18 protein-coding genes are annotated in these 21605 nt (G+C 37.6%); 6 read left to right on the forward strand and 12 right to left on the reverse strand.

Going from position 1 to position 21605, the window contains the following annotated elements:
• Positions 1-7: 7 nt before the first annotated feature.
• Both CYTFE_RS0120590 and CYTFE_RS0120595 read right to left on the reverse strand, forming a co-directional pair.
• Entirely contained in the window at positions 8-391 is a 384-nt protein-coding gene (locus CYTFE_RS0120590) for a BlaI/MecI/CopY family transcriptional regulator (protein ID WP_027473363.1), read from the reverse strand.
• Positions 392-544: 153 nt separating this feature from the next.
• Positions 545-1261 carry a YebC/PmpR family DNA-binding transcriptional regulator gene (locus CYTFE_RS0120595; RefSeq protein ID WP_027473364.1) on the reverse strand — a complete coding sequence of 239 codons (717 nt, stop codon included), beginning with the start codon at positions 1259-1261 and terminating at the stop codon, positions 545-547.
• Positions 1262-1487: 226 nt separating this feature from the next.
• Between CYTFE_RS0120595 and CYTFE_RS0120600 the strand changes: the two genes are divergently transcribed.
• Together CYTFE_RS0120600 and CYTFE_RS0120605 are read left to right on the forward strand one after the other, a co-directional pair.
• Positions 1488-2717, forward strand: a complete 1230-nt coding sequence (locus CYTFE_RS0120600) for an MFS transporter (protein WP_161636294.1) — start codon at positions 1488-1490, stop codon at positions 2715-2717.
• A gap of 78 nt (positions 2718-2795) precedes the next feature.
• Positions 2796-3566 carry a lysophospholipid acyltransferase family protein gene (locus tag CYTFE_RS0120605; protein ID WP_027473366.1) on the forward strand — a complete coding sequence of 257 codons (771 nt, stop codon included), beginning with the start codon at positions 2796-2798 and terminating at the stop codon, positions 3564-3566.
• On the opposite strand, the gene ung is transcribed toward CYTFE_RS0120605, so the two are convergent.
• On the reverse strand, positions 3556-4218 hold the full coding sequence (gene ung / locus CYTFE_RS0120610) for a uracil-DNA glycosylase (protein ID WP_027473367.1): 663 nt from the start codon (positions 4216-4218) through the stop codon (positions 3556-3558). The two genes, CYTFE_RS0120605 and ung, sit on opposite strands and share 11 nt — an antisense overlap.
• A 118-nt stretch (positions 4219-4336) precedes the next feature.
• On the opposite strand from ung, the gene CYTFE_RS0120615 reads away from it, so the two are divergent.
• From CYTFE_RS0120615 to CYTFE_RS0120630, 4 genes are all read left to right on the forward strand, one after another.
• Positions 4337-5938 carry a DUF6377 domain-containing protein gene (locus tag CYTFE_RS0120615; RefSeq protein ID WP_044213775.1) on the forward strand — a complete coding sequence of 534 codons (1602 nt, stop codon included), beginning with the start codon at positions 4337-4339 and terminating at the stop codon, positions 5936-5938.
• A gap of 857 nt (positions 5939-6795) precedes the next feature.
• Positions 6796-9972, forward strand: coding sequence for a SusC/RagA family TonB-linked outer membrane protein (locus tag CYTFE_RS0120620; RefSeq protein ID WP_044262957.1), 3177 nt, complete (start codon positions 6796-6798; stop codon positions 9970-9972).
• Positions 9973-9988: 16 nt separating this feature from the next.
• Complete coding sequence (locus CYTFE_RS0120625) at positions 9989-11518, forward strand: SusD/RagB family nutrient-binding outer membrane lipoprotein (protein WP_044214048.1); 1530 nt, start codon at positions 9989-9991, stop codon at positions 11516-11518.
• A gap of 23 nt (positions 11519-11541) precedes the next feature.
• The gene (locus CYTFE_RS0120630; RefSeq protein WP_027473371.1) at positions 11542-12618 is read left to right on the forward strand and encodes a hypothetical protein; all 1077 of its coding nucleotides are present in this window, start codon (positions 11542-11544) and stop codon (positions 12616-12618) included.
• Between the two features lie 138 nt (positions 12619-12756).
• On the opposite strand, the gene cobU is transcribed toward CYTFE_RS0120630, so the two are convergent.
• The 9 genes from cobU to ctlX form a co-directional block, all read right to left on the reverse strand.
• The gene (cobU, locus tag CYTFE_RS0120635) at positions 12757-13266 is read right to left on the reverse strand and encodes a bifunctional adenosylcobinamide kinase/adenosylcobinamide-phosphate guanylyltransferase (RefSeq protein ID WP_027473372.1); all 510 of its coding nucleotides are present in this window, start codon (positions 13264-13266) and stop codon (positions 12757-12759) included.
• A gap of 24 nt (positions 13267-13290) precedes the next feature.
• A complete protein-coding gene (cobC, locus tag CYTFE_RS0120640) occupies positions 13291-13863 on the reverse strand; it encodes an alpha-ribazole phosphatase family protein (RefSeq protein WP_027473373.1) in 573 nt (190 codons plus the stop codon).
• Between the two features lie 136 nt (positions 13864-13999).
• The gene (locus tag CYTFE_RS0120645) at positions 14000-14767 is read right to left on the reverse strand and encodes an adenosylcobinamide-GDP ribazoletransferase (RefSeq protein ID WP_027473374.1); all 768 of its coding nucleotides are present in this window, start codon (positions 14765-14767) and stop codon (positions 14000-14002) included.
• Between the two features lie 60 nt (positions 14768-14827).
• Positions 14828-15859 (reverse strand): nicotinate-nucleotide--dimethylbenzimidazole phosphoribosyltransferase, encoded by a 1032-nt coding sequence (gene cobT / locus CYTFE_RS0120650; protein WP_027473375.1) that lies wholly within the window; start codon positions 15857-15859, stop codon positions 14828-14830.
• Between the two features lie 387 nt (positions 15860-16246).
• On the reverse strand, positions 16247-16885 hold the full coding sequence (locus CYTFE_RS0120655; protein WP_027473376.1) for a LolA family protein: 639 nt from the start codon (positions 16883-16885) through the stop codon (positions 16247-16249).
• A gap of 71 nt (positions 16886-16956) precedes the next feature.
• Complete coding sequence (locus CYTFE_RS0120660; RefSeq protein ID WP_027473377.1) at positions 16957-19419, reverse strand: FtsK/SpoIIIE family DNA translocase; 2463 nt, start codon at positions 19417-19419, stop codon at positions 16957-16959.
• A 256-nt stretch (positions 19420-19675) separates the two neighbouring features.
• Positions 19676-20032: a hypothetical protein gene (locus tag CYTFE_RS27490; RefSeq protein WP_152541856.1), complete on the reverse strand. Its 357-nt coding sequence runs from the start codon at positions 20030-20032 to the stop codon at positions 19676-19678.
• Complete coding sequence (locus CYTFE_RS27495; RefSeq protein ID WP_044262962.1) at positions 19989-20366, reverse strand: hypothetical protein; 378 nt, start codon at positions 20364-20366, stop codon at positions 19989-19991. The genes CYTFE_RS27490 and CYTFE_RS27495 overlap by 44 nt, the downstream gene beginning before the upstream one ends.
• 191 nt (positions 20367-20557) lie before the next feature.
• Positions 20558-21493: a citrulline utilization hydrolase CtlX gene (ctlX, locus tag CYTFE_RS0120670; RefSeq protein ID WP_027473379.1), complete on the reverse strand. Its 936-nt coding sequence runs from the start codon at positions 21491-21493 to the stop codon at positions 20558-20560.
• Between the last annotated feature and the right edge of the window lie 112 nt (positions 21494-21605).

The following is a 21605-nucleotide window of genomic DNA, read 5'->3' on the forward strand; positions in this document are numbered from 1 at the left end:
GTAACGGCTATGATGGTTTCTCTGTGTTTTGATCTAGTTCTTCTTTCACATCATTCATTAATTCTTCAAATTCTGAAATGTCCATCTTACCTTCTTTGGCGAAAAAGGATACCATCTCTTTGAATGAACCTTGGAAGTAGTTAGATATGAGCCGTTTCATAAATTTCTTTTTGTACTGTTCTTTGGATACCAACGGAAAATATATGTACCCCTTGCCAGCCTTCTGGTGATCAACAAAGCCTTTGTTCTCTAAAATTCTAACAATAGTTGATATGGTATTGTATGCTGGTTTAGGTTCTGGTAGTTTTTCTATAATGCCTTTAACATTGGTTTCTTTTAGTTCCCAAAGTTGCTGCATTACTTGTTCTTCCGCTTTTGTGAGTTCTTTCATTTTTCTATAAAACTAAAATATTAGTTCAAACTTACAACTAATATTTTAGTTCTACAATTTTTTAAACTAAAATTTCAGTTTGTGTAGGATGGGGAGGGGCAAAAAAAAGCCATACCTTTTTTAGGTATGGCTTTTATGTAAGGGATATTTTTATTACAGTCCTTCAGCTGTATGATATACGTTGGTTACATCATCGTCTTCATCAAATTTACCCAACATTTTTTCAAACACAGCCACCTCTTCTTCGCTTAGCTTTTTTGTTGTAGTAGGGAAGCGTTCGAATTCAGAGCTTATAATTTCGAAGTCATTTTCTTCTAAGAAACTTTGGATGGATCCATAGCTCTCAAATTCGCCATAAATAATTATTTTACCGTCCTCTTCAAATATTTCATTGGCACCGGCATCAATCATTTCCAGTTCTAATTCTTCTAGATCGAGCCCTTCTTTTGATTCAACCTTGAAGTGACATTTGCGTTCAAACATATACTCTACACTTCCTGTAGTTCCTAAAGAACCACCTGCCTTACTGAAATAACTGCGTACAGCACCCACTGTTCGGGTATTGTTGTTGGTAGTCGTTTCAACTAAAACGGCGATGCCAAAGGGTCCATATCCTTCATAAACAATTTCTTTCCAGTCGTCTGTATTTTTTTCAGTGGCTTTTTTAATGGCTCTTTCTACATTGTCCTTGGGCATATTAGCAGCCTTGGCATTTTGTATAAGCATTCTCAGGCGTGGGTTAGATTCCGGATCAGGCCCGCTATCCTTTGCTGCCATTGTTATTTGTCGTCCTAGCTTGGTAAATGTTTTAGCCATGCCAGCCCACCGCTTCATTTTGGTGGCTTTTCTGTATTCAAATGCGCGTCCCATTGTTTATATTTTATTTCTGCCTTTAACTTTTTTGCAGGACAAATCTATAATTCCTACGCTAGAAAATCAAACTTAACATGTGTAATTCAACATAGATAGAAATAAAATTGTATGTTAGAGCTTTTGTTTAATATAGATTATTGGCAATGAATGAATGTCATTAGATGGTTTTTTAAGTGTGAGAATGTGGCGTTTGAAAGTCTTTTTAGGTGTTAAATTGAAAGTAATGAATAAAAGATTAAAATGGTTTCCATTGTTTAGTACCAATTTTATGGGTGTATTAAATGATAATTTATTGAAAACACTTATTGGTTTTGTATGTGTGTCATGGCTCAGTCCAGACAGCAAGGCGACCTTGGTTTCTGTTGCTGCTGCTTTGTTGGTGCTACCCTATATTTTTTTATCACCATGGGCAGGAAAGCTCGCCAAAGAATATCCCAAAGCTAAAATTATTCAGTGGGCAAAGTTGTCAGAGATTCCCATTATGGTGATTGCAGCATTAGGCTTTATGCTGAGTAACATTTATGTGGTGATGATCAGTATGTTTTTAATGGGCTTGCAGAGTTGCCTTTATTCACCTAGTAAGTACGGTATTATTCGTGATATTGGGGGTAGAGGTGGTATTTCCTTTGGTACGGGAGCTATGGAAATGATTACTTTTGTGGCGGTTTTGTTAGGGACTTTCTTGGGAGGTTTTATTTCTGATTTAGATCGTTATTTTTCTAAACCCATATATGTCCTTTTGGTGTTGTGTGCTGTGCTTATATTGTTGGCAGTGGTAGGATGGTTCGCTAGTTTAGGCATTCATCCGCAAGAAACAGCTCCGGAAGATGACTCTGATGATACCTTAAATCCCTTTTTGTTTCCGGTGAAATGGTATCGGTGGAGTAAGCAAATTTCAGGATTAAATTATACTGTTTTGGGCTTGTCTATGTTTTGGTTGATAGGTTCTATGGTGCAGATGAATCTTTATATTTATTGTGAAGATTTTCTAAATTTGTCTAATACTGCTACGGGATTTATCATGGCTTTGGTGGCTGTCGGTATTGGTGTGGGGTGCTATGTTGCCGGAGTTATATCGAACCATCAAGTGAAAACAAAACTGGTGACCATCGGGGGAGTGGGTATGACCATTGCTATGTTGGGGATTTTTGTAATGAAACCGGATGTTACTGTTTTTACTATTCTGATTGTTGTTTTTGCATTTTTTGCCGGATTGTTTAAAATACCTCTAAATGCTTTTATGCAAGATAGGGTTAAAGGAAGGGAACTTGGACCTGTGCTGGCTTATAATAATCAAATGGTATTTGTTGCTATTTTGTTTTCAGCTGGTATTTTTTCTGTGATTGAAGGACAATTTGATGCAGCCATGGTTTTTGTGGCTATTTTGTTTATAACAATTTTAACTACCATTATTGCATTTTTAAAAATACCAGGAGCAGGTATGCGCGCCTGAGTGTTATTTACAATTGTCAAAATGGTAGTGTACGGTGTTATTTTTGTTTTTTGAATTATGTAAGCAACGAATATACTTATGAAAGAAAAACATCCGATAGTCAAGGCAATGGCTCAATTTATTTTTTGGTTGGGACGACTTATGTTGTCGTTACGATACAGGGTGAGGTTGTTGAATATGGATATGGTAGATAAAGACAAGCCTGTGTTGTTTTTACCTAATCATCAGGCGGTGGTTGATCCTATGCTGTTGGTCAGTTTTGTGTATCCGCATAAAAATATTGTGCCTGTGGTGACGGCAACTTATTATGATTTGCCTATTATTAATAAGTTCTTTAAAAAATGGGGCGCCGTTCGAGTAAGCGATCTTGGGGCAGGAAGCAGGAATCTTCATGTTTTAAATGATATAACCCAATCGGCAATGCTTGCCTTTGACTCTAAACGCAGTCTGGTGATTTATCCTTCAGGACAGATTGCTTCTCAGGGATTTGAGAGAATTCTTAATAAAAAGGCGGCCTATGAAATTGTTAAAGACTTGCCTGAGGATGTTCAAATTGTGGGGGTTAGGATTAATGGCCTGTGGGGAAGTATGTGGTCTAAGGCATGGACAGGTAAATCGCCTGATTTTGTTTCTTCCATAGGGAAAGGCATCGGGTATGCACTGGCTAACTTATTGTTTTTTTGTCCTAAACGGCATGTTTCCATGGTGTTTGAGGATATTACTTCAGAATGTAGACAGAGGGCAGTGGGTACAGACCGGAAAATATTTAATGATTATCTGGAAGGTTTTTATAATGTGAATGGGGAAGAATCACCCACATTTGTGAAGCATTATTTTTTTACCAGATAATTTCTTGTAAGCCTTTGCTCCTTAAGTAGGCATTTGTTTTACTAAAATGCTTGTTGCCTATAAAGCCACGGTGGGCAGACAAGGGAGAAGGATGTGCGGATGTTAAAATGTAATGTTTTGTAGGGTTAATGTAGGCCGATTTCTTGCCGGCATAGGCACCCCATAGAATAAAAACTAGGTTTTCTTTTTCTTGGGCCAATAATTTTATGACGCTATCGGTAAATTTTTCCCAGCCTTGTTTTTGGTGCGATCCGGCTTGGTGGGCTCTGACTGTTAATGTGGCATTTAGAAGTAATACGCCTTGTTTGGCCCATCGTTCCAAATTTCCACTGGAAGGAGGAGGGGTGCCGTAGTCGTTTTTTATTTCTTTAAATATGTTTACCAATGATGGAGGTGTTTTAACGCCCTCGTTAACTGAAAAGCAGAGGCCGTGTGCCTGATTTTCACCATGGTAAGGATCCTGGCCTAATATGACCACTCTGGTCTTGTTGAGTGGGCATAAGTTAAAAGCATTGAATATTTTAGTTGCAGGTGGGAAGATAGTTTGTTTGTCATATTCTTCTCTGACAAATTTACTGAGATTGATAAAATAGGCTTTGTTAAATTCTTCTTTTAACAGATTTTTCCAACCTGCTTCTATTTTTACTTCCATGGGACTCGTTTTTTTACAAAAAAAATAAAAAATGATGAGAAATGCCATTAGTATTTAATTACTTTACATGTTAAACGAAGTTTAAGTCATTTTACCAGATGTATTATAGGGTGTGTTCATGATAAAGTATTTTTGTTTTCTATTTTTATTGTTTTTCTCCACTGTATCTACTATTAATGCAATGGACAGGTATGCTGAACTGGATAGGCTGATAGAAAATGAAAATTTCTTTAATGGCAAGAAGGAACGAAGGTTAGATTCGCTTAAGTCAGAAATTTTGGAGAGACAGGTCAAGGGAAAGGAATGGGAATGCTACCAACTTTATAAAAAGGTGGCGGATGAATATGCTACTTATGTTTTTGATTCGGCCATGTTTTATTTTCGAGGTGCCATCGATTTAGCTTATCGCATGAATCATCAAAAGGCTATTGCCCAGTGTCAGTCGAGCTTTGGTCACTTGTTGGTTTCGGTAGGATACTATAAGGAGGCCATTGATACCTTAAATAAGGTCAGTGTTGATCAGTTACCAGAGGGAGAGCGTCAGGATTATTTTAGTTATAAAGTGAGAGCTTATTATGATTTGGCGGATTATATCAATGATGATTTTTATTCCCCTGTTTATAGGGAAATAGCAGAGGGTTATGTGGATTCGGTTTTAGAATATCGGATGCCAAACTCTGTTCAGCCTTTGATAACCAAAGCTTTGAGGTTTTTAGCTAAGTGGCAGCCCGATTCTGCAGCCTACTATTATACCATGGCCGGGAGAATGCCGCTAAGCATGCACGAGCAGGCTGTAGTTCATTCCTGTCTGGGATATATTTGTATAAGGCAAGGAAAAGATGCTTTGGGAAAAGAGCATCTAATAAAGTCGACCATGGCTGATATTAAAACGGCCACCAAAGAAGCCATATCATTAATGGTGTTGGCCGATTTTCTAATGGAGCATGGCGAAATAGAACGTGCTTATGAATACATTCAAAAGGCAAAGGAGGATGCTGCATTCTTTGGGTCTAAGCAAAGAATGTTACAGGTTGCTGAAATATTTCCGGTCATTGAAGTGGCTAGGTTGTTACAGGAGGAAAAAAAACGACAAAAGGCGGTCAGGTACATTTGGATTGTTTCCGCCTTGGTTATTGTTGTGTTGATTTTTTTATTGTTTGTCTATCGTCAATTGTTTAATCTCCGAAAAATATGGATGGTGATCCAACAAAATAATAAGGAGCTAAAGGTTTTGAATGTTCGACTTAAGGAGGCCAATAAAATAAAGGAGCGGTATATTGGTCACTTTTTTAATATGGGATCGCTGTTTGTTGGTAAGTTGGAAGATGTTTCCAAGTCCTTAAATACCTTACTGGTTTCAAATGATCCCCATAAACTTAAAGCCATACTAAAAACAATTAACCCCAAAAAAGAGCGAGATGAACTGTTTCATAACTTTGATGAGGTCTTTTTAAAACTCTTTCCCTCTTTTATTCAGGAGGTGAATGAATTGGTAGAAGCCAAAAATAACTATGTTTTACGATCCGGCCAGCTCCTAAATACTGAATTAAGAATTTTGGCTTTGATCCGGCTTGGGGTCGAGGACAATGAAACCATGTCGCAAGTACTTGGTGTATCCATCAATACCATCTATACTTATAAAACCAAAGCGAGAAATAAGTCTGCCCTCTCTGCTGAATTGTTTTTCGAAAGACTTAAGGCTATCAAATCTGATCGCTAATACCTCCTTGGGATTATTCCTGTTTGTCAATTTCAACATCTCAATCCGTGTTTTTGCTAGGATGACATACTAGAATTATTGTAATATGTTTTGTTGTACATTCCTGACACTTGTTATATAGTGGCTGCAAGAAAACTACTGTTTTTTCTGTCTTTGATAAGAAAGCTTCAAAGACAAGGCTTTCGATATTTTTGAAACCAAGGAGTTTACTGATTGTAAATGACTGTTTCAAAAATGAGAATAACGCAGTATTTGGAGTTTTCTTGCAAAGACTATATATGACAAGTGTCAGGAATGTAGCTGTGGTGTGATTTGTGTTAAAATATGTAATGATTTTGTTTGGTATTTATTATGCAAATAATAGTATAAAAAATAAGGGGTATGGTTCTGAGAAAATACAAACTGATACGAAATGGATCTAAAAAATAGAGGTCTATTTTGTTTCCATTGAAAAATATTGTATTTTTGATTTTGGATTATGACGATTTGAGTATAATAGATTATTATTTGAATGTATCTGTAAGTTTTAATTATTAAAAAATAATCCTAAAAAGTAGATGAATTATTAATTGCAATAAATATTGGCTATTTGTGTAAGAAGAGTGTTCCCCCACTGGTGTAAGTAGCTAACCTTTAAAGTAAAATAATTGAAAATAATCAACAAAAACCGTTTAATCGATGCGTGATGAGAATGAAGATACTTAAGTAATAGATTGGTCGTTTATGGAATGAACAGTCCATTGCTTTTTCTATGTAAAATAGATTTTTAGAAAAATAGCAATAGAGTATTTTATTACTATTTCAAAAATTGCATTGTCTTTTTTAAATATACATTTATTAATTTAACCTTTTGTTTTATGCGGAAATTAGCATTATTTCTGTCTATGGTTCTTTTTTTAGGCCTACAGACTTTAAATGCCCAAACAAAAGCTATTTCCGGAAAAGTTGTCGACAATTACGGCGACCCGATTCCGGGAGTATCTATTATTGTTAAGGGAACAACCTCAGGGACAGTTTCTCGTCCAGATGGATCTTACTTATTGAATGTGCCTCAGGATGCCGAAATCATTGTATTCACATTCGTTGGGATGGAAACCAAGGAGATCATGATTGGTGATCGGTCTAGTATTAATGTAATGCTCGCATCGAGTGCTATTGATGTAGATGAAGTAGTTGTAACTGCGCTGGGAATATCCCGAGAAAAGAAATCATTGGGGTATGCATCACAAGGTGTGTCTGAAGATGATTTGATGGCTGCGAATGATGTAAATGCCATCGCTTCTTTATCTGGTAAAGTAGCGGGTTTAAGTGTTTCTGGTCAAAATTTTGCTGGATCGCAGAATATATTGATTAGGGGAGCTAGCTCCTTTAGTGGAAACAACCAACCTTTATTTGTAGTTGATGGGGTGCCTATCAGTAATGAGGGTTTTAATGATGTTGAAACACAAAGTGGTGGCGGTGGATATGACTATGGTTCAATGGTCGCTGACTTGAACTCATATGACATTGCCAATGTTGAGGTGCTTAAGGGAAGTGCGGCATCTGCTCTTTACGGTAGTAGGGGGCAGAATGGTGTGATCATGATTACAACCAAGTCAGGCAGAAAAGGTAAAAAAACTTTTTCTGTGGACATTAATTCTGGCGTTACCATTGATAGGGTAAGTATTTTGCCCGAACTACAAGATAAATATGGTGGTGGTTACGGTGGTTTTGGTTCAACAACAATCGATGGCGTGGAGTATCAAACAGTAAGTTATGCTGTCGATGAAAGCTGGGGGCCTAAATTCGAAGGCCAGGATGTTCTGCATTGGTGGGGTATTGCTGATTATGAGCAAGGTCTTACGAGTGCTCCTGTCACCGGGAAATGGGAGGCTTCGAAAAATGATGTGGAAGATTTTTACGAAACAGGCATTACTTATCAAAATAGTATTAACGTTGTTAGTACTTCCGAAAATTCGGCATTACGTATTGGTTATACCAATATTTCGATGGAAGGAATTGTTCCAAATTCTAAACAGAATAAAAACACCTTCAATATTAATGGAAATACTTCTGTGTTAGATGGATTCGTGGAACTTAATTCCAATGTTACATTTGTTCATACAGATACCAAAGGTCGTCCACAGTTTGGTTATGGAGATAATTCTCAATCGCAAAAATTCTTTCAATGGGGACAACGTCAGTTGGACATGGATAAGTTGAAAAACTATGCGAACCCTGATGGAACCAATAGAACATGGAACCGTACTTCTGCGAGTGATGCAACACCTAAATATTCTGATAACCCCTATTGGACAGCCTATAAGAATTATCAGGACGATGATAGAACTCGTATTTTTGGAACGGTAGGTGGTAAAATTAACTTGACTGATTATTTATCAGCTTCTGGTAATGTTTACTTAGATACTTATACGTTTAACGCGCGCGAAAGAGTTGCTATTGGTTCTCAGGCACAATCTATGTTTAAACAAGTTCAACGCCAGGCCATAGAAACAAATTATGAAGGAAAATTAAATTTCCAAAAAAGATTTGGAGACTTGGATGTTTTAGGATTTGTAGGAGGCAATATCCGGAAAGAAAATTATTCTCGTTTCGAAGGAGAAACAGACGGTGGTCTGGTAATTGATGGTCTGTATAACCTGAATAACTCTGCGAATCAGCCTATCTTGGATGATTACGATAGAGAGAAGCGAGTGAATAGTTGGTTTGGAATGGCCAGTGTGGGCTATAAAAGTTTTGCTTACCTAGAAGCAACCTATCGTACCGATTATGATTCTACATTGCCGGAGGAACATAATGAATATAGTTATGCATCAGTTTCCGGAAGTGTTATCTTGTCTCAGTTATTGAAATATAGCTGGATGAATAATCTTAAAGTACGATTGAACTATGGTGAAACAGGTAATGGTACTGACCCTTATCAAGTATATAATACTTATGAAATAAGTGATCCTTTTCAAGGGAATCCACAGTTTACAAATCTGGATCGTTTAAAAAATGAGAACTTGAAACCAGAGTTAACACAAGAGGTGGAATTCGGTGTTGAAGGTTCTTTCTTGCATAATAGAGCCGGGTTTGATTTTACCTACTATACTAGGGATACAGAAAACCAAATTGTTCCAGTAGAAGTTTCTGGGTCTACAGGTTATATTGAGCAGGTGATTAATGCTGGTTTGATAAATAATAGAGGTATTGAATTAATGGTTTATGGTACGCCGCTTAAAGTTGGAGACTTTAGTTGGGAGTTGGGTATCAACTACGCTAAAAATACCAATGAGGTAAAAGAACTTCCTGCATCATTAGGTGGTAAATTACAGTTGGCAAGTGCTCCTTTTGGAGGCGCCTACATTAATTCGGTAGAAGGAAAAACATTCCAGGAATTATATGCTTATGACTTTGTTTATGATGATAATGGCAATAAAGTAATTAATTCTGAAACCGGATTTTATGAAATGGGTGATTTACAATCCATGGGATCGGTATTGCCTGATTATACAGCTGGTCTTAAAAGTACATTCCGATATAAGAATATAGATTTGGGTGTGTTGATCGATATGTCTAAAGGAGGAAAATATTACTCTTTAACAAATATGTGGTCTATGTACTCGGGTATGGCCGAGGCGACTGCAACAGCTACCTCAAATGGAAACACGATTCGTGAGGATGGACTTGTGTTGGATGGAGTTGTTGATAAGGGTAATGGATATGAAGAAAATGATATGCATTTAAGTGCCATTGATTATGGTGAATATCATTATCATGGCTATGATACACCTAGTGCAACAAGTGTATTTGATGCAGATTATGTGAAACTTCGTGAGGTGACTATTGGTTATACTTTGCCTAAAGTTGTTGATGTTATTAAATCAATCAGGGTTTCTGCCTATGGAAGAAATCTTGCGATTTGGGGATTAGATAATAAAGGTATAGATCCAGAGACCATTGTTGGAGGTAATGGAAATATTCAAGGACTAGAAGGAGGTATCGTTCCTGGAAGCAAATCGTATGGTTTCAATGTTCAAATTAAATTTTAATTATAAAGCAACAACTATGAATAAAATAAAATATATCATTGTTATTCTGGTGGCTATAGTAACATTTTCTTGCGATGTGGATTACTATGGAAGTCCGAACGAACCAGAAGTAGCACCTACCTATGGAATAATGAATAGGGTGCAGAAAAGATTGATGGATGATACCCGTGATGAATGGTTTTCCGGCAGAATGTCTTTGTTATGGGTTCAGTATTGGAACCAAACAGCTTATACCGAGGAGGATCGATATCAGTATAGAGAAACGGTTAATAAAGCAGGTTGGGAAGACTTGTATAAAAACGCGCAGGATTTAAGGGATATTATTGAGCTGAATACGAGCGAGGCGACAAAAGATGCTATGGCAGCATACGGACCTAATGAAAATCAGATTGCGGCTGCTCGTATAATGCTTGTTTATATTTATCAAATAGCCACAGAGATGTGGGGCGATGTACCCTATTATTCTTATGGAAATGATGATGAAACATTTCAGGCAAACTCAATCAAGGATGCTGGCATTACAACACCGGCCTATGCTAAGCAGTCTGCTATCTATGCTGATATGCTTAAAGAGTTGGATGAGGCTCAGGCAATGATTATGCTTGATGAAAATATGATTGATGGTGATAATTTCTATGGTGGTGATGCTGTTCAATGGAAAAAGTTTGCAAACTCATTAAGATTGAGAATTGCGAACCGTGTGAAGGATGTGTATCCGGACGCATTAAACCATATGTCATCAGCTATTGCAGCAGGTGTAATGGAGAGTAATGCGGATAATGCCGGAGTGGCTTATGAAAATACTTCATTAAATGGGGCGCCTATGTATCGTGCCTTTTATGTGGAAAACAGAATAGATTTTGCTCCTTCCTGGTCTTTTGTTGAGTTGTTGCAAGGGGAAAGAGGTCCGTTTGTGGCTGATCCGCGCTTGGATATCTTTGTGGATGATAATGAAGATGGATTTAAAGTAGGTATTCCTTTGACGAGTAATAACGGAGAAGTAGGTGGTTTTGTAAAAGAGTCGCTTCCTGGAGCTGCCATTCTAGCTGCAGATTACACTGAAATTTATATGGAGTATGCCGAAGTTTGTTTTATTCTGAGTGAATATAATGGTTGGGATCAAACTTGGTATGAAATGGGAGTAAAAGCCTCCATGTCGAGATGGGGAGTTGATGCTGCTGCAATCGATGCTTATGTAGCTGCTTTACCTCCAGCGAGTGAAGAAACAGTCTTAACTCAAAAGTATATTGCCCTTTATATGCAACCAATGGAGGCATGGAGTGAATACAGAAGAACTGGTTATCCTAACACGCTTATTAAGCCCAATGAAACATACGATTATACTTATCTGGTGAAAGATGACCTTGGTATTGTAAGTGAGGTAACAGAAAAGTATACTTATGGTGTGGGGAGTTTATCATCAGATGTGCCCAATAGGGTTAGTTACTTGCTCAACGAATACAGTGTAAATAAAGCGAATGTTGAAGCTGCAAAATCTTCTATGGGCGGAGATGAAATCACTACTAAAATGTGGTGGCAAAATTAATGTGTTTATTAAATATTGATAATATGAAAAATAAATTAATATACGGCTTGTTTTCTTTGGTGTTCTTGTTGGCTGCATGCGACGATGACGATAGTAACGAGTTTTTTGAATCCGCAACGGTTTCTATTGATGTGTCAGAGGTTACTATATTTGATAGTCCTTTTGATATTGAGTTAACAGTGTCGAACCCTGGCGTTGATATGTTGACTTTAACGGGAGGAGAATTGGTGAGTGAGGAGCTGAGCGTTGAGGATATGTCTGCTTCAAAGAGTCTTTCTGCACTCGATTTTGGAGGATATTGGAAGGCAGATTCATCTCTTGTGTTGACTACTACTATTGACTTCGATTCTTACATGAGCACTTCGCAGCACTCTATTGATGTGGTGGATGCTATTGCAGCAACTGGAGGTGATATGATTTATGAATATGATTCTGTTTATAGTCGTGTTTCTTTTGATGTTGAAACAATGTTTAATGATATAGAGTCTATCGTTGTTGAGAAAAAAGTAATCACAAGTGTTGATGCAGATCCTGCGTTTGTAGAGATGGAAAGCAAGTCAGCAATGATGACATATATGTTTAAAGACTCTGTGTATGGGGTGGACTTTAATTTGGAGGATACTATCGTTTATAAGATTACCGCCATGTCGGGTGCTTATATGGAAACGAAGATGATTGAGATTCCGGTGGGCGCTCAGTCTTTAGTAGTTGAAGATCCAGGTGTCTTATCTGATTCAAAGGATTCATTTGAATTAGTGAAAGACGCGGGTGAAATTACATTTACATCTACTGATATAAGCAGGGGTTTTACATCTTCAGATGTAGCGTTTGTGAAGGTTGAAATAGGAGATGAGTTTGAAACTGAGGAAGATGTTTATAATTTGTCGAAAGTGGTAGATGTAGTGGAAGCTGCTAGCTTGGTTTCTTCTGTAGATAATGTAGTTATTGGAGAGATGTATGCCTATAAGTTTGATTATATGGGCAATGTGATGTATGGAGTATTGACTGTTTCTGAAGTTACTTCTACTGTTATTGGCGATGATGAAAATTCAATCACTTTCTCTTATTCACAAGCCGTGAAATATGAGAAAGATAAATAAAACAACTAAGGCTGTGGTGGGACACAGCAGACTAAAGGTTTAGTTGTGTGAGTGGGGCAGATCCAATGGGGTCTGCCCTTATTTTTTTTTATGGTATTCTTTTTAATGGATTTGTGTTTGGTCTTTGTTTGTATTTCGTCACTTTATTTTTACATCAATACCACTTACCATTAGTATAACCTCGTTGGCTTTCTGTGCTATGTACTGGTTCATCCATCCTTGTAAGTCCGTAAACTTCCTTTGTATCTCATTTTCAGGCATGCCACCTAGCCCGATCTCGTTGGTGACAATGATGAAATGGGCATCTTGTTTCAGGAGAGCATCAAATTCTTTTTGTGCCTGAGACAGCGATAGGTCAATGTCGCTTTTGTTATCAAAGAAAAAGTTGGTAAGCCATAGTGTAATGCAATCAATTAGTACTACTTTCCCTTTGAAGTTATGGGTGGAAATAAATTTTTCCTCTTCTATGTTTACCCAACGTTCATCCCTATCTGCCTTGTGTCTCTCAATGCGCTTTCTGTGTTCTTCATCCCATATTCTGGAGGTTGCTAGATAAATGGGCTGACTGCTTAATTGTGTTGCGTATTTTTGAGCGTAGGAGCTCTTACCTGAACGTTGTCCTCCTGTTATTAATGTTAATTGAGCCATGTTTTTTATATTCCTGATGATGTTTTATTTTATGAAATCGACCTCCTCAAAGCTTTCATGAAGGGTAATTTTAATCACTGCTCCATAATTTAGTTTTAGGCTAAATATCTTATCCATAGGAATATGCAAATACCGAGATATAAGGCATCGCATAATACCTGAATGGGTAACCATCGCTATCTTCGAATGCTCTTTCAAAGGAAGAATGTCGTTGTCGATAAAATGGCTGGCTCTGGAGAAGAGTTGGTTAAAGTTTTCGCCGTTTGGAGTGGACTTATGAACAAAATCATCACTCCATATTTTTAGCACTTCCTTATCTATGTCTTTCCAAGGTTTCATCTCCCAATCTCCAAAATTTAATTCCTTTAGTCTGTTATCGTAATGAATCACTGAACCTGGAAATAAGGCTTCGCCTAATTTCCGACATCTGATCAATGGACTGGAGAAGATATATGCAGGGGTGAGGTTGATGAGCAAGTTTTTGATTTTTTCAGCCTCCTCTTTAAAGCTGTCCGCCACGTCCAGATCAGAATCTCCATAACATATACCAGGTTCAATGTTTGGGGTGGTATGTCTGATTATATATAACTCTTTCATACGATTTGTTTTTTTAAGGACACATTGAATTTCTCATGTGTATTAGCTTGTCGTGTTGGAAAAATTGTGGCATAACCCATTTTTTTTGTTTGGGGTGCTCCTTTTATGAGTAAGGACTTGTGGAACTGTATCCTGATCAAAAGAACTGTAGTAAAGTTCCTAAGGCAAGTAAACTTAAATAAAAAATCACTTCGGTAACCTGTTGCATCGTACCTAAGCAATCGCCAACATAACCACCTATCCATTTATTAAAGTATCTTTCGAGCCAGTATTTTGCGATCAAAAGAGGTATTAAGGTAAGGTAGACTTCCCAATTTCTAAAAATTAAAAGCGATATGAGACCCATTATTATGGCTATCCACAAATCTGTGATATGTAAATTTTTTGTCACAGGTTTCGATTTACTTAATTCATCTTCGCGCACATAGGATAGACTGTACATTGTAGAAACAGCAAAGGTACGACTAATGCTGTGTGCAACAATGAGCGAGGGTATCACCAAAGAATTTGGTAATGCGTTGAGAGCAAGGAATTTTAGCATTAAAAGCAAAATCATGCCAATCATACCATAGGCACCTACTCTGGAATCTTTCATGATCTCCAGAATTTTTTCTTTGTTCCAACCGCCGCCAAAGCCATCACATACATCGGCAAATCCGTCTTCGTGAAAGGCGCCAGTTAATAGAATGGTTGCTATCATTGATAATATGATGGCAATAGGAGGCGTAAAAATTAGATTGGCGAGCCAGAATACCAATCCTCCCATGGCGCCTATGATTATTCCTACCAATGGAAAATATCGGTTGCATTTATTTAATCGATCCTCTGAGTAACCAACCCATTTAGGAACGGGTATGCGGGTTATGAACATGAGGGCTGTAAAAAAAAGTTTTATTTGCTTCATGGTTTGTGTTCCAAGATATACTATTTAAGATGATCGTTCTCTTTTGTTGTATTCTATTGATTATCGGTTACTAACTCCTGCATCTTCAAAACTGCTCATCCTATTTAGGAACTGGATGGCACTTTCGATGATGGGATATGCCACAGCACTACCAGTTCCTTCACCAAGGCGCATATCTAAATCTAAGATAGGTTCTGCTTGTAGGTAATTTAACATTAGGTCGTGTCCGTTTTCGTGTGATTTATGTGAGAATATGCAATAGTCAAGTATATTATTGTTAATTTTATAAGCGGCCAGCAGAGCAGATGTAACAATGAAACCATCTATCATGATTGTCATTTTATATTTGGCTGCCTGAAGCATAGCCCCTGTTATGGTTGCCATTTCAAAGCCTCCCAGTGCAGCTAGTATATGCATTGGGTCTTTTAACTCTTTGTGGAGTTGGAGTGCTATTTCAATAACGGAGGCTTTGTGGGCAATACCTTTTTCATCCAGACCAGTTCCTGCACCTGCTGCTTTATTCGGTGTACATCCAGTGTATGCACATAATAGTGCAGCTGCGGCAGTGGTATTGCCGATACCCATCTCTCCAAACCCAATAATATTGGTACCTTTCTTTTGGAGCTCATCTACGAGGCCAGCGCCGTTGTTCAATGCTTTGTCGCATTGTTTTTGTGTCATTGCCGGTCCTTTGGTGAAGTTTTTAGTTCCGTAAGCAATTTTTTTATCTATTAGGTGAGGGTGGCTTTCAAAATCAAAATTTACACCAGTATCTACCAATAATAAATCTATATTATTCTGCTTTGTAAAAACGTTGATGGCAGCTCCTCCACTGAGGTAGTTCATCACCATCTGAAAGGTTACTTCTTGAGGAAAGGGGCTAATGCCTTCTTCTGTTACGCCGTGATCTCCTGCACAAACGATAATGGTAGGATTTATTAGTTTGGGAGTTAAGGTATTTTGAATTTCACTTATTTTTAATGCAATACTTTCCAGTTTTCCCAGTGAACCTAGCGGTTTGGTTTTGGTATTGATTTTATGTGTTATTTTTTCTGAGAGTTCTGATTTTAATGCTTGAATATTGAATTCCATATGTGACGATATTAAAAAAAAATAGAAAGGCGCAATGAAAAATTCAATGCGCCTGTAAAAATATAATTATTAATTGGTCTATTTCTAAAGGTAGTCTTATTTTTAGAAATTTCATCCATTCCGTATTCCCATGGTTAGGACTAATGGAAATTCGTCAATATTACCAATGAAAGGCTTATGTAAATCTAAGCTAGAATTATCTTGTCCTAATCCATATCCAATACAAACAAAGCAATCTGCCCAAAAGTTGTATTCGAAAATCTATTTCTGGACGAATGTAAGTTTCCTTTGGTATGTGGGTAGATTTTTGTTCTCGGATATAGTAATCGGTATTTTTTATGCCACCTATACAAAAACTCCAGATTCACTTTATTTAATACAATGAAGTTATCTCATATCTATAATATCCACATTGGGGTTAGCATTCTCGTCATACACAAACATACTATCATCCATGGGAGTATTACTTTCTAGTTGATCGATGGAAATAGTGTAATTGTTTCCATCCTTTCCAATCTGTTGGATTTTGTTGATTTGTAGAGCCTCTTTTTTAATATCCAAGCGAATGCGAGAATATGGTTTATCGCGGTTGAGTGGATAAAGGTCTATGGAGTATATGGCCGTGCCATTAATTTCCTTTTCTCCTAAATAAGCATATTTAAAACCAGTTTGGTAAATGGTAAAAATAGAAGCCGGATTTAGGGTTTCTTCATCATCTGGGTCTGGCTCATCAATGTTTACCTCTTCGGCGTCAATCATGTGTGTCCAAAGTGTTTTTCCATCAAAATAGGTATCTACATCCATTAAGTTGGCTTTGTATTTATCGCCTTTGATGGAGATGGTGCCTGCGTATTCTTCCTGAATATTTTCTTGAAGATTTTCCAGTTTGAATGAAAAGCTGGCTTTAATCGTTTTGTATGTTTTTGTTTTTGCTGTCACTTGATCCAAGATCTTCTTTGCTTGTTCCGGGTTTTGAGCAAACACGAATCCGGGAATTAAAGCCACTAGTAAAAGTATTTTTTTCATTTTGTATAAATTATTTGAACTTATGTACGATATATTGAGGAGTAAGGTTTTCAAAAACAGTACCAAAAATTTTATAAGCTTTTTAAAAGGTGTTCCAACGATAGTTCATCAGGTATAAGAACCTGACGTGCCTTACTGCCTTCAAAGGGTCCAACTATTCCGGCAGCTTCCAGTTGGTCTATGATTCTTCCGGCTCTGTTATAGCCGATGGAGAATCTTCGTTGAATCAATGATGTGGAACCCGACTGGTTCGCAACTACCACCCGTGCAGCTTCTTCAAAAAAGGCATCTTTGTTGCCCAGGTCTACTTCACCTGGTTCATTTGAAGAACTCTCGCCAATATATTCGGGCAAAAGCAATGCGCTGGCGTATCCTTTTTGTGAGCCAATAAAATCATTTATTTTTTCTACCTCGGGCGTATCAACGAAAGCACATTGTACGCGCACTAGATCACCTCCTTGTGAGATTAGCATATCACCTCTACCTATAAGCTGGTTGGCTCCAGGAGAATCAAGGATGGTCCTGGAGTCTATCATAGAGGCGACTTTAAAAGCTACTCTGGTAGGGAAGTTGGCTTTGATAACGCCCGTAATGATATTGGTTGATGGACGTTGGGTGGCTACAATCATATGTATTCCTACCGCACGGGCAAGTTGAGCTATTCGTGCGATGGGCATTTCTACCTCCTTGCCTGCTGTCATTATGAGGTCGGCAAATTCGTCAATGATGACTACAATATAAGGCAAAAAGCGGTGCCCATTTTCTGGATTCAAGGTGCGCTTTACAAACTTATGGTTATATTCTTTAATGTTACGAGCGTGTGCTTTCTTTAGTAGATCATATCTCGTATCCATTTCAATGGTAAGCGAATTTAATGTGGCCACAACCTTTTGCACGTCGGTGATGATAGCTTCGTCATCATCATCTGGTAACTTAGCCAAGAAATGACGTTCAATCTTGCTGTAGATGTTAAGTTCTACTTTTTTCGGGTCTACTAAAACGAACTTTAACTGAGATGGATGTTTTTTATACAGAAGAGAGGTGATGATGGCATTTAATCCCACTGATTTTCCTTGCCCAGTGGCACCTGCTACCAGCATATGAGGTGCCTTTGTTAAATCGATAACAAAGGTCTCATTGGATATGGTTTTTCCCAATGCGATGGGAAGCTCGTATTTTGTGGTTTGAAACTTCTTGGCTGCAATGATAGTTTTCATGGAAACTACTTCGGGCTCGCTGTTGGGAACTTCGATACCAATGGTTCCTTTTCCTGGTATTGGTGCAATAATACGTATGCCTAGCGCTGCTAGCGATAGGGCAATGTCGTCTTCTAAGTTTTTGATTTTAGATATCCGAACACCTGGGGCTGGAACAATTTCGTATAATGTAACAGTGGGACCAACAGTTGCTTTAATACTTTTGATCTCAATTTTGTAGTCAATCAGTGTATTTACAATTTTATCTTTATTGGAATTGAGCTCCTGATCTGTAACGGGTTCGTTACCTGCATGATGATCTTCTAATAGATCTATGGTTGGAAGTTGGTAAGAAGAAAGGTCTAAGGTTGGGTCGTAATCACCCTGAGGCATGTGTGATTTAACTTCAAAGTCTTCTTCTTCCTCTATTTTTTCGATGGTGAATTTATCGTCTTCATGCAAATGCGCTGAGCCTTCGTTGTCAGAAATGTCCAACTCGATGGCCTCGTTCTGCACGTTTTCGTGGATGACAGGATCGGGAGTTTTCTTTTTGACTATGAATTCTTGTTCGGGCTCTGCCTTCTCTACCTCTGGTGTTGGATTTGGTTTTTCGTGAGGGATGTGGCTATCCTCATTGTCTGTTTCAGGAACATTTAGTAGTGAGGTGTCTTCGCTTTGTGTGTCTTCGCTTTTTACTGGTATAGTTACTTTTGCACCTCCAGAAGCAAATGCTTGTTTTATAAAAGGAAGAAAATTGTCAAATGTGAAGGTCAAATAAATGATAAGTGTGAAAAATAGGAATAGAATAATTCCGATGTGACCGATGGCTGATATGAACCACTTGCTCATGAAGTAGCCCATTTCTCCTCCTAATAATATATAATGGTCATTTACAGCATTCATACTTAGGTATCCTAATAGGATCGAAAACCAGACTCCAGTGTAAAAACAGTGTAATATGGTTTTTTTTAGGGAAGCAATGTTAATATTTAGTAGTTTAAATGCCAGTACGATGAGCGCTGCAATGATTACCACAGCAGAAATGCCGATGCCGGAATTGATAAATAGATCGGCAAAATATGCCCCTAGTTTACCTGTTCGATTCTCTACGTTGATATCAGAATTGAATATAAATTCAAAAAAGTTGATGTTGAATTTGCTGTGATCTGCTCCACCTGTAAAGACAAATGAAATAAAGGCGATCAGTAAAAATAATGAATAGACGATTAAAAACAAGCCAATAAAAAAACGTACTCTGAAGTCACTGATCTTATTTTTGAAATCGGCTATGATATTATTTTTATTTTTTGATTTAGGTCGTTTACTTTTTACTCCCATTTCAATATTTTGTTAATTAGATGTGTTGATGCGTAGGCAAAAATAATAAATGTAGATTCTAAATTACAATAGATTGTTATATTTTAGATAATAGACAAGGTAAATGTGGCTAAGGTGTTTGTTAATAGTCGTCTCCTTGAGGTAAGTTGAAATAGTTCTTTCACAATTGAAGGCTTTCCTCAATTATTTACATACGCAACAGTATCTGTTTTTGGTATTTTATAGCTATTTACACAGAGGTTTGGTCTTGTTAATTTTATTGAAAGCTTTCAATCATGGTCAATATGAGTGCTTCTATTTCTTTTTCAGGAGTAGGTGTAGCGTCCTCCGGGATGTTGAAGGTCGATTTCTTGGGGCTATCATAGCTGATGTCGGAGGCTTTAAATAAAAAGCGTATACCATTAAAGTCAATATGAAATTCCATTAATACGCCAGGGACTTTTCTAAAAGGGGTATGCCTGTTGGGTTGATCAATGTGTATGTCGTTGGTGTAGAATACTTCAAATGGATCACCTGAATCAAATTGCACCATCGCTTTTTTGCATTGGATGCCTGCCACTTCTTTGCTTTCATCGTTTATATATGTGATGGTTGGGGTTGGTGTTGTTGCCAAAGAAAAAGAAATTGGAGTCTGTTGAGCCTGTGTGTAAAAGGTTGTTATCCATAAATCGAAAGACGGTAGCACATGAGTCTTTGGTTGATAGGGAATAAAAATCTAAAGAAAAGATGTTAAAACTACCTTTAAAACTAAAGCGTGTCTGGTTATCTTTAAAGCTTAGCTTTAATATACGAGGCATTAAACTCCCCGTTGGCGACTTAGTAATTTCTTCGGGATAAATAATGGTGTAGCTAATTACACCCGCAGTGGGATATTCGGATTTATTGGATTTGTTTTTACACCCCTGTATCAATACAGAAAGTAATACTATATATGCAGTATATTTCATTCAGGTTTCATTGGAACAGGCTACCGAAAATGATTACCATTAATTTTTATATTCAAAAATACGGATAATTAATGAACCTACCCTTCATTTGGTAATCATTTCATCTTGGTTTGTCAAAAAATATACTTTTTTCCGAAACCTGATGGATGTATTAGAACTTTGTAATTTGGTTTCTAATACACTTTGCGGGTTTAAACATGGCAATGGTGTTTTTGGGGGAGAAATATTTCGGATATCATACATCTGGCACTCCCGCCTCCAATTTTCTCAATGGTTTGTATATGCATGGGAAATGGCTCACAGTAGTTTTCTAGTGCTGATCTTTGCTTTTTTGTTAACACTTGATAAGCACTTTGCGACATTACCAATATTTCTTCTCCTTTTCGTGTTACTAAGGATAGCATATTGCCGGCAAAATGATTGACCTGTTCAAGCGAAATGTCTATGATCTGGTGACCTGTGTGCTCCAAAGAGTGGATGACGGTGTTTCTCTCTTCTTGGTTGTGAATGCTTTCTAGGCAGATTACGGAGAACTTTTCGCTTACGCACATCATAACGTTGGTATGATATATTTCCTGACCTGTTTTGTCTGTGGCAGTGAAAGATATGGGTTTGTAATGTATCGAATCACATAGTTTTATGAAAAGATCCTTGTTTGTTCGGGGTGATAAACCGGCGTAAGCTATTTTGTGAAGATGGTCGAATATAATACTACCTGTCCCTTCTAGTGCGAAGCCTTCCTCTTCATACCTTGAGAAGTCTATTATCTCCTTGATATCAAAGTGTTTTTTGATACACTCAATAATATCAGGTCTTTTTTCCACTTGACGATTGGGTGTGGCCATGGGGTATAATATGACGGTGCCATCTGCGTGAAAGGACCCCCAGTTATTGGGAAAAATAGCGTCTGGTTTAATGGGAGTGTCCGTATCTTGTATCACCATAACATTTACTCCTTTGTCCTTTAGGCGATTTGCAAATGTGTCGAATTCTTTTAGTACTTGTTTTTTGATTTCAGCAGCGTCCATGTCAACAGTGTTCTGGAATGCATTGGAAATAGCTGTTTGAGGGTTGAAGCCAAAATTAGCAGGACGTACCAATAAAATATTTGAAGTTGCTTGCGTCATCTCAGGTTTAATATTTAAATAAATGTTGTAGTGGATCACCAAATGAAACAAGCCGGGAACTTCAACCTTTCAATGTTTATAAACAAAGGCTTTATTGAAGCTTTATTTGCGC

Source organism: Saccharicrinis fermentans DSM 9555 = JCM 21142 (genome assembly GCF_000517085.1).
In the GTDB taxonomy this organism is placed as follows: Bacteria; Bacteroidota; Bacteroidia; order Bacteroidales; family Marinilabiliaceae; genus Saccharicrinis; species Saccharicrinis fermentans.

What these genes read in the sequence shown, in the direction of transcription:
- CYTFE_RS0120605 (WP_027473366.1), top strand. Translation starts at nt 2,796, where the DNA reads ATGAAAGAAAAACATCCGATAGTCAAGGCAATGGCTCAATTTATTTTT.
- CYTFE_RS0120590 (WP_027473363.1), bottom strand. Translation starts at nt 391, where the DNA reads ATGAAAGAACTCACAAAAGCGGAAGAACAAGTAATGCAGCAACTTTGG.
- cobT (WP_027473375.1), bottom strand. Translation starts at nt 15,859, where the DNA reads ATGGAATTCAATATTCAAGCATTAAAATCAGAACTCTCAGAAAAAATA.
- ctlX (WP_027473379.1), bottom strand. Translation starts at nt 21,493, where the DNA reads ATGACGCAAGCAACTTCAAATATTTTATTGGTACGTCCTGCTAATTTT.
- CYTFE_RS0120600 (WP_161636294.1), top strand. Translation starts at nt 1,488, where the DNA reads ATGAATAAAAGATTAAAATGGTTTCCATTGTTTAGTACCAATTTTATG.
- CYTFE_RS0120630 (WP_027473371.1), top strand. Translation starts at nt 11,542, where the DNA reads ATGAAAAATAAATTAATATACGGCTTGTTTTCTTTGGTGTTCTTGTTG.
- ung (WP_027473367.1), bottom strand. Translation starts at nt 4,218, where the DNA reads ATGGAAGTAAAAATAGAAGCAGGTTGGAAAAATCTGTTAAAAGAAGAA.
- CYTFE_RS0120645 (WP_027473374.1), bottom strand. Translation starts at nt 14,767, where the DNA reads ATGAAGCAAATAAAACTTTTTTTTACAGCCCTCATGTTCATAACCCGC.
- CYTFE_RS0120595 (WP_027473364.1), bottom strand. Translation starts at nt 1,261, where the DNA reads ATGGGACGCGCATTTGAATACAGAAAAGCCACCAAAATGAAGCGGTGG.
- CYTFE_RS0120625 (WP_044214048.1), top strand. Translation starts at nt 9,989, where the DNA reads ATGAATAAAATAAAATATATCATTGTTATTCTGGTGGCTATAGTAACA.
- CYTFE_RS27495 (WP_044262962.1), bottom strand. Translation starts at nt 20,366, where the DNA reads ATGAAATATACTGCATATATAGTATTACTTTCTGTATTGATACAGGGG.
- CYTFE_RS0120620 (WP_044262957.1), top strand. Translation starts at nt 6,796, where the DNA reads ATGCGGAAATTAGCATTATTTCTGTCTATGGTTCTTTTTTTAGGCCTA.
- CYTFE_RS0120660 (WP_027473377.1), bottom strand. Translation starts at nt 19,419, where the DNA reads ATGGGAGTAAAAAGTAAACGACCTAAATCAAAAAATAAAAATAATATC.
- cobU (WP_027473372.1), bottom strand. Translation starts at nt 13,266, where the DNA reads ATGGCTCAATTAACATTAATAACAGGAGGACAACGTTCAGGTAAGAGC.
- CYTFE_RS0120615 (WP_044213775.1), top strand. Translation starts at nt 4,337, where the DNA reads ATGATAAAGTATTTTTGTTTTCTATTTTTATTGTTTTTCTCCACTGTA.
- CYTFE_RS0120655 (WP_027473376.1), bottom strand. Translation starts at nt 16,885, where the DNA reads ATGAAAAAAATACTTTTACTAGTGGCTTTAATTCCCGGATTCGTGTTT.
- cobC (WP_027473373.1), bottom strand. Translation starts at nt 13,863, where the DNA reads ATGAAAGAGTTATATATAATCAGACATACCACCCCAAACATTGAACCT.